This is a genomic window from Streptomyces sp. HSG2 (assembly GCF_016598575.1).
Lineage (GTDB): Bacteria > Actinomycetota > Actinomycetes > Streptomycetales > Streptomycetaceae > Streptomyces.
This window is the reverse complement of the sequence record NZ_CP066801.1, coordinates 2,976,147-2,988,493: the sequence shown is the minus strand read 5'-3', so window position 1 is coordinate 2,988,493 and position 12,347 is coordinate 2,976,147. Positions and strand designations below refer to the sequence as shown.

The 12,347-nt window shown below is 74.1% G+C and carries 12 protein-coding genes; 5 read left to right on the top strand and 7 right to left on the bottom strand.

Annotated features, from left to right (window positions below):
- The first annotated feature begins 11 nt into the window (after window positions 1-11).
- The 3 genes from JEK78_RS12710 (at window position 12) to JEK78_RS12700 (ending at window position 2,084) form a co-directional block, all read left to right on the top strand.
- On the top strand, window positions 12-791 hold the full coding sequence (locus tag JEK78_RS12710; protein WP_200264134.1) for an enoyl-CoA hydratase-related protein: 780 nt from the start codon (window positions 12-14) through the stop codon (window positions 789-791).
- Window positions 792-891: 100 nt separating this feature from the next.
- Window positions 892-1,521, top strand: coding sequence for a flavin reductase family protein (locus JEK78_RS12705; RefSeq protein ID WP_200258556.1), 630 nt, complete (start codon window positions 892-894; stop codon window positions 1,519-1,521).
- Between the two features lie 377 nt (window positions 1,522-1,898).
- On the top strand, window positions 1,899-2,084 hold the full coding sequence (locus JEK78_RS12700; protein WP_200258554.1) for a hypothetical protein: 186 nt from the start codon (window positions 1,899-1,901) through the stop codon (window positions 2,082-2,084).
- Between the two features lie 125 nt (window positions 2,085-2,209).
- Here the strand turns inward: JEK78_RS12700 and JEK78_RS12695 are convergent, their stop codons facing one another.
- Together JEK78_RS12695 and JEK78_RS12690 are read right to left on the bottom strand one after the other, a co-directional pair.
- Window positions 2,210-3,268: an alcohol dehydrogenase catalytic domain-containing protein gene (locus tag JEK78_RS12695; RefSeq protein WP_200258553.1), complete on the bottom strand. Its 1,059-nt coding sequence runs from the start codon at window positions 3,266-3,268 to the stop codon at window positions 2,210-2,212.
- A 41-nt stretch (window positions 3,269-3,309) separates the two neighbouring features.
- Entirely contained in the window at window positions 3,310-4,239 is a 930-nt protein-coding gene (locus JEK78_RS12690; RefSeq protein ID WP_200258552.1) for an SDR family oxidoreductase, read from the bottom strand.
- An 81-nt stretch (window positions 4,240-4,320) separates the two neighbouring features.
- Between JEK78_RS12690 and JEK78_RS12685 the strand changes: the two genes are divergently transcribed.
- A complete protein-coding gene (locus tag JEK78_RS12685) occupies window positions 4,321-5,247 on the top strand; it encodes a cyclase family protein (protein ID WP_200258551.1) in 927 nt (308 codons plus the stop codon).
- A gap of 454 nt (window positions 5,248-5,701) precedes the next feature.
- On the opposite strand, the gene JEK78_RS12680 is transcribed toward JEK78_RS12685, so the two are convergent.
- The 4 genes from JEK78_RS12680 to JEK78_RS12665 form a co-directional block, all read right to left on the bottom strand.
- Complete coding sequence (locus tag JEK78_RS12680) at window positions 5,702-6,157, bottom strand: ATP-binding protein (RefSeq protein ID WP_200264133.1); 456 nt, start codon at window positions 6,155-6,157, stop codon at window positions 5,702-5,704.
- Window positions 6,158-6,675: 518 nt separating this feature from the next.
- Window positions 6,676-7,623 (bottom strand): acyl-CoA dehydrogenase family protein, encoded by a 948-nt coding sequence (locus JEK78_RS12675; protein WP_200258550.1) that lies wholly within the window; start codon window positions 7,621-7,623, stop codon window positions 6,676-6,678.
- Window positions 7,624-7,629: 6 nt separating this feature from the next.
- Window positions 7,630-8,766 (bottom strand): acyl-CoA dehydrogenase family protein, encoded by a 1,137-nt coding sequence (locus JEK78_RS12670; protein WP_200258548.1) that lies wholly within the window; start codon window positions 8,764-8,766, stop codon window positions 7,630-7,632.
- The gene (locus JEK78_RS12665; RefSeq protein ID WP_200258545.1) at window positions 8,766-10,076 is read right to left on the bottom strand and encodes an amidohydrolase family protein; all 1,311 of its coding nucleotides are present in this window, start codon (window positions 10,074-10,076) and stop codon (window positions 8,766-8,768) included. Before JEK78_RS12665 ends, JEK78_RS12670 begins: the two co-directional genes overlap by 1 nt.
- Window positions 10,077-10,221: 145 nt before the next feature.
- On the opposite strand from JEK78_RS12665, the gene JEK78_RS12660 reads away from it, so the two are divergent.
- Window positions 10,222-11,727: an AMP-binding protein gene (locus JEK78_RS12660; protein WP_200258543.1), complete on the top strand. Its 1,506-nt coding sequence runs from the start codon at window positions 10,222-10,224 to the stop codon at window positions 11,725-11,727.
- On the opposite strand, the gene JEK78_RS12655 is transcribed toward JEK78_RS12660, so the two are convergent.
- The gene (locus JEK78_RS12655) at window positions 11,706-12,218 is read right to left on the bottom strand and encodes an EF-hand domain-containing protein (protein ID WP_200258541.1); all 513 of its coding nucleotides are present in this window, start codon (window positions 12,216-12,218) and stop codon (window positions 11,706-11,708) included. The genes JEK78_RS12660 and JEK78_RS12655 overlap by 22 nt on opposite strands.
- Between the last annotated feature and the right edge of the window lie 129 nt (window positions 12,219-12,347).

Genomic DNA, 12,347 nt, shown 5'->3' with positions numbered 1-12,347 from the left:
GCGGTCCGGCGATCGGGCAACGCACCGCTCGCGGGGTTCGTCTGCTGACCCTGGATCGCCCGGAGGCGCTCAACGCCCTCGCCCCCGACCATCGCGAGACCCTGATCCGCCGGTTCGCCGAGGCCTCCGCCGATCCGGCGGTGCGGGCCGTGGTGGTCACGGGGACGGGGCGGGCGTTCTGCGCCGGGGCGGACCTGCGGGGCGGGGCCCCGGCCGCGTCCGAGCGGGTCGCCGGAGACGTGGCGCGTACCGTGCGCCTGGGCGCCCAGCGGTTGATCGCCGCCGTCCTGGACTGCGAGAAACCGGTGATCGCCGCTGTCAACGGAACGGCGGCGGGGCTCGGCGCGCATCTCGCGTTCGCCTGCGATCTCGTCCTCGCGGCCCGTTCGGCCACCTTCGTCGAGGTGTTCGTCCGTCGCGGACTGGTGCCGGACGCCGGCGGGGCGTACCTCCTGCCGCGGCTGGTCGGACCGCAGCGGGCCAAGGAGCTGATGTTCTTCGGCGATTCGCTGGCCGCCGCCGAGGCGGAGCGCCTCGGCCTGGTCAACCGCGTCGTGTCGGACGAGGTGCTGGGGGACACCGCCCTGGCCTGGGCCGAACGGCTCGCCAGCGGCCCCACCCGGGCACTCGCCCTCGCCAAGCAGCTCCTCAACGCCTCCCTCGACACCGACCGGACCGCGGCCTTCGCGGCCGAGGCGGCGGCGCAGGAGATCAACATGGGGACGGACGACGCCCGGGAGGGGCTGGCGTGCTTCGTCCAACGCAGGCGACCGGACTTCCGAGGCCGATGAGCACGCCCCTCCCGCCGCACCGGCCCGCGGCCGTCGCCGACCTCTCGGGCCTCCGCCCGAACCCTTCCGACCTGACGAGTGGTCAGTTTCAATGGACGGCATGATGGGGCACGCGAACATGGCGGCGGCGGCGGTGCGATACCTGCGACGTCCCGGCCGCCCCCCACCGGCCGGGAAGCGCTTCCCCAGGCCGGAGTCGCGTTGTGTCGGGAGCGACGAGCGCGCGCCCGTCGGGCCCTCGGCCTTCCGCGAGGTGCTGGGGAACTTCGCGACAGGGGTCACCGTCGTCACCGCCCCGGCCCCCGCCGACGGGTCCGCGCCGCCCGCCGGGTTCGCCTGCCAGTCCTTCGCCGCGCTCTCGCTGGAGCCTCCGCTCGTCACCTTCCTCGTCGGCCGATCCTCGGCCACCTGGCCGCGCATCGCCCGCACCGGCTCCTTCTGCGTGAACATCCTCTCCGAGAGGCAGGGGGACCTGTGCCGGTCCTTCGCGGTGAGCGGCGCGGCCGGAGGCGACAAGTTCGCCGGGGTGGCCCACGACCGGTCCCCGGCGACCGGGGCGCCTCGCCTCGCGGGGGCGGTCGCCTGGGTCGACTGCGCGGTGCACGCCGTCCACCCCGGTGGGGACCATCTGATCGTCGTCGGACGGGTCCTGGCGCTCGGCCGCGACGACGTCGCCCCGCCGCCTCTGGTCTTCCACCGAGGGCGCCTCACCTCGCTTTGCCCCGAGTGAGGGACGCGCCGGAGCGGTGGCAGAGGCGACGAACGCGGGACATCGGCCCGCGGGCGGACACCCCCCACCGAACGGAGAACGGTCGACCCTCCCGTCGGACCACGCCCGATCCCCTCGAACCGGCCGACAGACCGCGGAGGGACCGGCCCGTAAGGTGGGCAGAGGAACGAGACTCGCCCAGGGGGCACGCATTCCCCCTCTGTCGTCCACCGATCGACGGACGATCGTCGCAGGCCTGCCGCCTAGCCTGAAGTCACAAGCAACACCGGGAACGCGGCCCAGGCCGAGCGAACCGCTCCGTCGGAGATGCCCGTCGCGAGCCAGGAGAGCCCCGCCTGGATGGCGCGCCCCCGGTGAACGACCTCGGAGGTGGAAGAGTGACCAACAACCGGAATGTCGTGCCGCTGACTATCTCCACCATGGGTGGTCTCCGCGAGGACGCCACCGGCGAGCTGCCCCACACGAGCAGAGTCGTCAGCGCCACGCCGGGCGTGGTGCACGGCGCGTTGGCGTTGGGCGCACTCGCGGGAGCCGGAGCCCTGGTGGTGACGGTGGCGGGCTGAGGTTCCCCGAAGTGCGAAGAGGCCCGTCCGGATCGGTTCGATCCGGACGGGCCTCCGTCGTCCGGGTCCGGGGCGCCGGTCGACTGCGTGGGAAGCCCCGGCCGGTCCGCCTCCGACCGACCGGGCTACCCCCCCGGCGGGAGCAGGACGGCCCGGGCCATCCGGCCGCGGGCGGCGTCCGCGGCGGCCTCCTCGAAGGCGTCGAGCGGGTAGGTCGCCGTCACCAGTTCGTCCAGCAGGAGCCGGCCCGCCCGGTACATCCCGATATACCGGGCGACGTCGCGCTGGGGGCGGGAGGAGCCATAGCGGCATCCGAGGACGGACCTGTCCAGGTAGAGGGAGGAGACGGCGAAGGACGCCTCCGAACCGGCCGGGGCCACGCCGAGCAGCACGGCCTGACCGTGCCGGTCGAGTGAGTCGATCGCCAGACGGATCAACTCGACCCGGCCGACGCACTCGAAGGCGTGGTCGGCTCCCGTGGGCAGGGCGTCCCCGATCCGATCCGGCGAGGTCAGGAAATGGGTCGCGCCGAACCTCCGGGCGAGGGTCTCCTTGTCGGGGTCGGTGTCCAGCACGACGATCCGCTCGGCGCCCGTGATCGCGGCGCCCTGGACGACGTTGAGTCCGACGCCCCCGGCACCGATCACCAGGACCGTGTCCCCGGGTCGCACCCGCGCGCGGTTCAGCACCGCCCCGACGCCGGTCAGCACCGCGCAGCCGATCAGCGCGGCGGAGGCGAAGGGCACGTCGGCGGGGACGGGAACCGCCTGCACGGCCCGCACCAGGGTCCGCTCGGCGAACGCCGAGACGGCCGCGAACTGGTGGACGGGACCACCGGCGCGAGTGAACGGCCGCCCGGGGCGCCCGAGAGAAGCCCGACACATGGTGGGTCGACCCCGGTCGCACTGCGGGCAGGCGCCACAGCCGGCCAGGGTGGACAGGCACACGTGGTCCCCGGGCGCGACGTGGGCGACCCCCGCGCCGACCGCCTCCACGACGCCGGCCGCCTCGTGCCCCAGCACCACGGGAGCGGGAAACGGGATCGTGCCGTCCACCACGGACAGGTCGCTGTGGCAGAGTCCGGCCGCCCGCACCGCCACCCGCACCTCCCCCGGGGCGGGGTCGCGCACCTCCAGATCGTCCACGACCCGGGCGCGCCGCCCGTCGAAGACCACCCCGCGCATCGCCCTCTCCCTCGGTCGTCCTCGGTCGCCGTGTGGTGTGGTCAAGGCCTCGCCGGGTCGGCGCCGTCGGCGCGCGCTCCCCTTCGGGCGGCCCGCTCCCCGGCGCTCGCCCGCTCCAGGAGCGGCATCGGGTCCACCCCCAGGGTGCCCGGGAGCACGTCGGCGATCCGCTCGGGCGTCCATGCGCCGTCGGCGTAGGCCGCGCGCAGCTCACGGGGTTGCGCCCAGAGAGCGATCTTGGGTCCGGCGCTGGTGTAGACCTGGCCGGTGACACCGGCCAGGCGCGCCCGGTCGGACAGCAGGTAGACCACGAGGGCGGCCACGTCCTCCGGTTCGCCGATCTCGGTCAGCGGCGTCGGGACGTTCGCCGACATCCGGGTCCGGGCCACGGGGGCGACCGCGTTGGCGGTCACGCCGTACTTGTGGAGGCCGAGGGCGGCGCTGCGGACGAGCGAGACGACGCCGCCCTTGGCCGCGCTGTAGTTGGCCTGCGAGACGGAGCCCTGGTGACTGCCGCTGGTGAAGCCGATCAAGGTGCCCGATCGTTGCTCGCGCATCACGGCGGAGGCGGCGCGGAAGACGGTGAAGGTGCCCTTGAGGTGGGTGGCGACGACGGGGTCCCACTCGTCCTCGGTCATGTTGAAGAGCATCCGCTCCCGCAGGATCCCCGCCACGCAGACCACCCCGTCCAGGCGACCGAAGGCCGAGAGCGCGGTCTCGACGACGCGCCGGCCGCCCGCCATGGTGGAGACGTCGTCGGCGACCGCGACCGCGTCCGCGCCCGACGCCTCGATCTCCTCGACTACCGCCTCGGCCACCTCGGCGGTGGGGGTGGTGCCGTCCACGGCGACGCCCCGGTCGTTGACGACCACGCTCGCGCCCTCGGCAGCCGCCGCGCGCGCCACGGCGCGGCCGATGCCCCGGCCGGCGCCCGTGACCGCCACCACCTTGCCCTCCAGGAAGTTCCCCATGCCGGCCCCTTCCCCAGGTTTCTGATGCCCCGTTAGATTTTAGGCGGCCGGGGACGGTGGACAAGACCCGGGGAGGGATTCGTGTCGCTGCCGAGGGAGTTCCGCGAGATCGCGGATCGAGTGAACAACTGGGGTCGTTGGGGGGCCGACGACGAGATCGGCACCCTGAACCTCGTCACCGACGCGACGGTTCGCGAGGCGGCCGGCAGCGTGCGCGTCGGACGACGCGTCCCATTGGCGCTGCCGCTGCGCCGGGACGGGGTGCAGACCGGGGTGATCCCGGGCCGGATCGACCCCCTGCACGTGATGACGCGGATCAACCAGGAGGTCTTCGGGCCCGCCGCGGTGGCGTACAGCGACGACGTGGTGACCATGGGGCTCCAGGCGGCGACCCACTGGGACGCGTTGGCGCACGTCTCCCATTCCGGGCTGCTCTACAACGGCCGCCCCGCCGACACCGTCACCGCGCACGACGGAGCCGGGTTCGGGGGCATCGGGGTCGTCCGGAGTCTCGTCGCGCGCGGGGTGCTCCTCGACGTCGCCCGCGCGCTGGGGGTGACTCGGCTGGCCGGGGACCGGGTGGTCACCCCCGAGGACCTGGAGGCCGCCGAGGAGTCGGCGGGCGTCCGCGTCGGCGCCGGCGACGTGGTGCTGGTACGGACCGGGCATGTCCGGTTGCTCCTCGACGGGGACCGGCAGGGCTACGCCCACCCCTCGCCGGGGCTGTCGCTGCGGACCCCGGAGTGGTTCCACGCCAGGGACGTCGCGGCCGTGGCGGCGGACACGCTCACCTTCGAGATCGTCCCGCCCGAGATCCCTGGGCTCTGGCTCCCCGTCCACGCGCTGCACCTGGTGGAGATGGGCATGCTCCAGGGACAGAACTGGGATCTGGAGGAGTTGTCCTCGGTCTGCGCCGAGGAGCGCCGCCACGCCTTCCTGCTCACCGCCACGCCGGAGCCGTTCGCCGGCGCCACCGGATCGCCGGTCGCCCCGGTGGCGGTGCTCTGAGCGGCCACCTCCGTCGTCGAGCCAGGGTCGGCGACGCGGCGCTGTCCGCCCCGAGCGCGGCACCGCCCGCCGCCACCGACCCCACCCCCCTCTTCCCCCGACTCCGCACCCGGCCCCGGACCCCCCGGTCCCGACGCCCGGCGCGGCGTCACGACTCGCACGCGGCGAGGATCCCCGTCACCGAACCCTTGCCGTCCCCTCGCGGCGAATCACTGAACACCAGAGTGATCAGCCCACTTCGGCCCGTCAACACCCCTGCGCGGATTGGGCGTCCGCGAGGAGGGCCAAGGACGCGCACGGATGCACACCCGGCGCGCGTCCGGGCACCGCCGGGACGCGGGAAGGCCGTGTCGCCCGGTCCGGGCGACGGGCGAACGGCACAGGCGGGGGCCGGCCCGGGCGCGGGCCGCACGGACCGGCCCCCGCCGGGGGCGAGCCCGGGACCGGTCGGGGCTCACACCGCCTCGTAGGCCAGACCTCCGTAGGACACCGGGCCCGACCCGGGGAGGGACTCCGCGTGCTCGGCGCACCGGTCGAGCTCGCACCAGACGCGCTTGCCGCCGCCCTCGCGGGCCCACCCCCATCGGTCGGCGAGTTCCTCGACCAGAGCGAGGCCCCGACCTCCCGTGTCCCCGGGGCCCACCCGACGCGGCTCGGGGGCGCGTTCGCCCGCGTCGACCACCTCCAGGCGGACGGTGGCGTGCGCCGACGGCCGGCGCGGCAGGGCAAGCCCGAGGGTGGCGGGCCGCCGGGTGTGCACCACGGCGTTGGTGACCAGCTCGGAGACCAGCAGCACGAGCGACTCGACGAGCGGTTCGTCGGCCGCTATCCCGGAGCCGACGAGCCGGGACCGCGCCCAGCGGCGGGCCCGGGCGACCTCCGTGGGGTCGGGGCGGATCTCCAACTGCACTCGAAGCACCTGCACCGCTCACCATCCGAACCGGCGGACACGAAGGCTCGCGCCTCATGAGGGTCACGATCGCGGTCGGTTCCCGCCTGCGCGGGACGACGACCCTGGGCGGGAGTCACGGAACGTGAACTCCCTCGCGCACAGCATCGTTGACGTACAGTCACCCCAACAAGCGCTTCGGGCATATTCCAGCGCGAAGGAGTATCCGTGCGGCATACTGTGCGACGCTCTTCGCGCGGACCGGCGGCAGCACCCCCGCACCGCCGTTCGCCCCTGCGGGAAACGGCACACGCGGGCGGCGGCGGAGCCGCCCCGAGGGCGACCCCGGCGATCTTCGCGCTCGGGACCACTCGCATCCACCACAAGGTACCGGAGCGCGGGGCCGACTCCAGGGCGTGACGGGGCCCTCGCCCGGCACTCGCCCGCCGTCGACCCGTGTCGACGCTCCGTGACCCCCCGGGTGACGGAACGGGACCGCGTGGCCGACCCTTCCGGCACGGCCCGACGGGATGGGCCGATCAGCCGCCGCCCTCCCCGAGTCCCTCCGCCAGGACCTCCTCGCTCCGCTCGACCGGCCCACAGCGACGGGCCCGCACCCAGGCGCGTTTCAGCCGAAGATGAACCTCGGACTCCCAGGTGAACCCCATGCCGCCGAACACCTGTAGGCAGTCCCTCGCGCACCCGACGGCGGCCTCGTCGGCCAGCAGCCGGGCCGCGGCGACGTCCACCGGGTCCCCGGTGACCGCGGCGGCGTACACGGCGACGCGGGCCGTCTCGGTCCGCACCAGCATCTCGGCGCACCGGTGGGCGACCGCCTGGAACGCCCCGATCGGCCGGCCGAACTGTTCTCGTGTCCGGGCGTGTTGCACGGCCAGCCCGCGACAGTGATCGGCCGAGCCGAGTTGTTCGGCGGCGGTCAGCAGGACGCCGACCGAGTCGGGCCAGGCCTCCGGCCCCAAGCCGCCTCCCGACCCACCCGACCGCACCCGGTGCAACGGGGTCGACGGGTCCACCGAACGCAGGGCGACCGCGTCCGGCAGCGCCGCCCTCGGCCGAACCCCCTCGCTCTCGGCGCCGCCCGGCACCGGCCACAGGGCGTCCGCCTCCTCCCACCACTCCACCAGGCTGCCGCCGGTCACCGTCGTCACCACGGTGTGCCCGCTCGCGGCTCCCGGCACCGCCCCGGCGGCGAGATGGGTGGCCACCAGGGGGCCGGGCAGCAGCGCCCGGCCGATCTCCTCGAAGACCAGCGTCGCCTCCGGCAGCCCCAGTCCCGCCCCGCCCGCCGCCCGCGGCGACCGGAGCGAGAAGACGCCCATCGCCCCGAGAGCCCCCCACAGCTCCCGGTCGAGGACCGGCGGCCCCTCCGCCGCGCGCCGAAGCTGCTCGGGCCCCCAGCGCCGCGCGAGGAGGTCCCGCACGGCGCGCCGGAGCGAGTGCTGGTCGTCGGTGAGCCGGAACGGCACCCCTGCTCACCGCCCCTTCGGCAGGCCGAGGCCGCGCTCGGCGATGATGCCGAGCTGTATCTCCGAGGTCCCGGCGGCGATCGTGTAGGACAGCGAGGACAGGCGCTCCGGCGTCCACGGCCAGTCGAGGTCGAGGCTGTCGGCGCCGAGGACGTCGGCCGCGGCGTCGTACAGCGCCTGACGGGCGCGCGCGTAGCGGAGCTTGAAGATCGAGCCGCGGACGCCCGGCACGCCGCCGCCCGCCTCCGCGGCGCCGACGTTCCACTGGACGAGGCGCCACAGCGCCCGGAACTCCGCGTGCAGTCGGCCCAGACGCCGACGGGTCACGGGGTCCTCCTCCCAACGGCCGACACGCCGGGCCTCGGCGGCGATCTCGCCGAGTGTCCTTCGGCACGCCACCACTTCCCCGGCGAAGGCCGTGCCGCGTTCGAAACCCAGGGTGACCTGGCTGACCCGCCACCCGTCGTGCTCCGCCCCGACGCGGTTGCGCACGGGTACCCGCACCTCGTCCAGGAAGAGCTGGGCGAACTCGGTCGAGCCGGCCAGGGTGCGCAGGGGCCGAACGGTGACCCCGGGCGCGTCCATCGGCAGGGCCAGCCAGCTGATGCCCCGGTGCCGGGGGGCGTCCGGGTCGGTGCGCGCCAGCAGTTCGCACCAGTCGGCGATCTGCGCGTGCGAGGTCCACGTCTTGGCGCCGGTCACCACGTAGTGGTCCCCGTCGCGTCGGGCCCGGGTGCGCAGCGCCGCGAGGTCCGAGCCGGCCTCCGGTTCGCTGAAGCCCTGGCACCACACCTCCTCACCGCGCAGGATCGCCGGCAGCCAGCGTTCGCGCTGCTCGGGCGTTCCCTCCGCGGCGATCGTCGGTCCGGCGTGCAGCAGCCCGACGAAGCCGGCCCCCACGTAGGGGGCGCCGGCCCGCTCGGTCTCCTCAAGGAAGATCAACCGGCGGGCCGGCGTGGCGTCCCAGTGCACGTCGCCGTAGCCGGCGTCGTACAACCGTCGTTGCCACCCGAGGTCGTGGGCGCGGCGCGCGGGCCAGTCGTGCGCGGGCGGGGCAGGGGGCGCGGTGGCGAGCGCCCCCGCCAGCCAGGCGCGCAGTCCGGCACGGAACTCCGCGTCCCGAGCGGTGTCCGCGAGGTCCATCAGAGCGCCTGGGTCGCCGTCGGTCCGGCCCCCGGCCCGGCCCCCGGCTCACCGGAACGGCTCCGGGCCGTTTCGGGGGACCGGACCGGAGCCGCGTTCGCGACCCGGTCGGCGTCGAGATCGAGGCCGAGCATCCGGATGGCGTTGCCGCGCAGGAGCTTCCACACCGTCTCGTCGTCGAGACCCCGCGTGTGTTCCAGGGCGACCTCCCTGGTGTGCGGGAAGGTGGAGTCGACGTGCGGGTAGTCGGTCTCGAAGGTGGCGTTGTCCCGGCCGACGGCGTCCAGGGAGGCGACTCCGTGCAGATCGCGGAAGAAGCAGCAGTAGATCTGCCGGTAGTAGTAGCTCGACGGCGGCTCTGGGACGGTGTCGCGCACCCCGCCCCAGGCCCGGTGCTCGGCCCAGACGGCGTCGGCGCGCTCCAACGCGTAGGGGATCCAGCCCATCTGCCCCTCGGCGTAGGCGAGCCGGAGCCGCGGGAACCGGACCAGGACGCCGCTGAAGAGGAAGTCGGCCATCGAGGCCATGGCGTTGTTGAAGGAGAGGGCGGCCTGGACGGCGGGCGGGGCGTCCGGGGAAGCGGCGGGCATCTGGGAGCTGGAGCCGATGTGCATGCTCACGACGGTCCCGGTGTCCTCGCAGACGGCGAAGAAGGGGTCCCAGTAGCCGGAGTGGATCGAGGGCAGCCCGAGGTGGGTGGGGATCTCCGAGAAGGTGACGGCCCGGACTCCCCGCGCGGCGTTCCGTCGGATCTCGGCGACCGCCAATCCCACGTCCCACAGGGGGATCAGGCAGAGCGGGATCAACCGGCCTCCGCTGTCCCCGCACCACTCCTCGACCATCCAGTCGTTGTACGCGCGCACACAGGCCAGTGCGACCTCCTTGTCCCGGGCCTCGGCGAAGGTCTGCCCGCAAAAGCGCGGGAAGGTGGGGAAGCACAGGGACGCCTCGACGTGGTTGAGGTCCATGTCCCTCAGCCGCTCGGCCGGGTCCCAGCAACCCGGCCGCATCTGCGCGCGGGTGATGCCCTCCAGCGTCATCTCGTCCCGGGTGAAACCGACGGCGGCGATGTTGCGTTTGTAGGGGAAACGGAGGTCCTCGTAGACCCACCAGTCGGCGGCGGGGCCCGCCGGGTCCATCGTGAAGTGGTACTTGCCGCCGACGTAGGCGAGTTCCCCGATGCCGGCGGTGAGCGGGCGTGGCCCCCGGTCCCGGTATCTCTCCGGCAGCCAGGTCGAGAAGAGGTGGGCGGGCTCGATGACGTGGTCGTCGACGCTGACGATGCGGGGAAGCTCCGGTGTCGTCGTCATGATCCCCTCCGAGCCGTACCTGACGTTGCGTCAGATACCGGGAACTCAGGCTAGCCCGGACCCCCTGGACCGGCAAGGCTCAGCCTCCTACTCTCGACACCCAATGTGACACGTCGTCAGTTCCGGTCCCCCGCAGGAGTTCGCCATGCCCGACACGCACGGCCTCGACTCGTCCGGCACCTTGTGGGAGCTGCTCTCCCGGCGCGCCTCCCGCACCCCTCGAGGCCGCCTGTTCCTCCAGGACGACCGGGTCCTCACCGGCGCCTCGCTGCTCCGCCGCGCCGAGCGCGTGGCCGCCGGACTGCACGACATGGGCGTTGGACCCGGCACCGTGGTGGCCTGGCAGTTGCCCACCCGCGTCGAGACGGTGCTGCTGTCGTTCGCGCTCTCGCGCCTGGGCGCGGTGCAGTCGCCCCTCGTCCCCTCGCTGAGGGACCGCGAGGTCGGACACGCGCTGCGCGCCTCGGGAGCCGCCTTCCTCGCCATCCCCGGCACCTGGCGCGGCCACGACCACACGGCGATGGCCCGACGGCTGGGCGCCGCAGGCGTGTTCGAGGCCTACGACACCCTCCCCGACGGCGACCCGTCCACGTTGCCCCCTCCCCCGACGGACGGCTCGGCCGTCCGCTGGATCCACTGGACCTCGGGCACCACCGGCGACCCCAAGGGGGTGCTGCACACCGACCACACGCTCCTCGCCGCGGGCGCCGGCCTCGCCCACGCGCTCCGGCCGACCACGGACGACGTCGGGTCCATCGCCTTCCCCTACGCCCACGTCGGCGGCCCGGAATACGCGATCGCGCTGCTGCTGCGCGGGTTCCCGGCCGTGCTCGTCGAGCGATTCGCCCTCCCCGAGGCGCTGAGCGCCTACCGCGCCCACGGAGTGACCATCGCCGGCGGCTCGACGGCCTTCTACTCGATGTTCCTCGCCCGGCAACGCGCGGACCCGGACACGCGGCCGGTCCCCACCCTGCGGCTCCTCGCCGGCGGCGGCGCGCCGAAGCCCCCGAGGCTGCATCACGAGGTGACCCGCGAGATGGGGGTGCGTCTGCTCCACGGATACGGGATGACGGAGGCCCCGATGATCACGATGGGCTCGCCGGACGATCCGGAGGACATCCTGGCGTCGACCGAGGGCCGGCCGGCGGCGGGAACGGAGATCCGGATCGTCGACGGGGAGGTGCGCCTGCGGGGCCCGGCCGTCTGCCGAGGCTATCTCGACCCCGCCCAGACCGCGGAGGCCTTCGACCGGGACGGCTTCCTGCGCACCGGCGACCTCGGGCACCTCACGGACAGCGGGCACCTGACCCTCACCGGCCGACTCAAGGACGTGATCATCCGCAAGGGGGAGAACATCTCGGCCCGTGAGGTCGAGGACCTCCTGCACCGGCACCCGGGCATCGCCGAGGCCTCGGTCGTCGGCCTGCCGGACGCGGTCCGCGGGGAACTGGTGTGCGCCGTGGTGACACTGGCTCCCGGCACGGCGGCACCCACCCTGGCGGAGGTGACCGACCGACTACGCGAGGAGGGGCTGGCGGCGCACAAGCTCCCCGAGCGACTGGAGGTGGTCGACGCCCTGCCGCGCGGCCGGACGCTGGGGAAGGTGCTCAAGCACCGCCTGCGCGCACGCTACTCGGGGACCGTGAAGTAGCGGGCGAAGGCCGGGACGACCTCCTCCTCGCCGACCTCGCCGTCGCCGTCCGCGTCGAGGGCGGCGGCCACCTCGCCGGCGGCCCCCTCGGGAACGCCGAAGACGGCGAGCACCCGGGAGGTGTCCGGGACGGTGACCGACCCGTCGCCGTCCGCGTCGGCGACAGCGAGGACCGCGTGCAGGAAGGGACGCGCGATCTCGGCGAACCGCTCGGGGTTGTCCCGCAACCGCTTGACCGCCCCCGTGACGAACTCCTCGCGGGTGATGCGCTGGTCTCCGTCCCGGTCCGCGATCCCGGCCATGCCCTGCCAGAACGCCTCCGCACCGCCGTAGAGGGCCTGCCCCTTGTCGGAGCGGGCGGCCACCCCGAACTCCGAGAGCAGGGCCTTGGCCGCCCCGCTGAAGTCCTGTCGGTCGATGTAGCCGTTGCCGTCCTGGTCGAAGGTGGCGAACCTGGCGGCGATCCGGCGTTCGTAGTCGCTGCTGACCATGTCTGTCTAGGCCCGCCTTACGTCGTGTCGGAGGTGAGGGGTGTCTGCACGGAGCGTACGGCGGTGCGGGCCCGCGCGTTGCCGGAAACCCACGCCTGTGCCAAGACCGGGGGAAAACCGGGACAACAG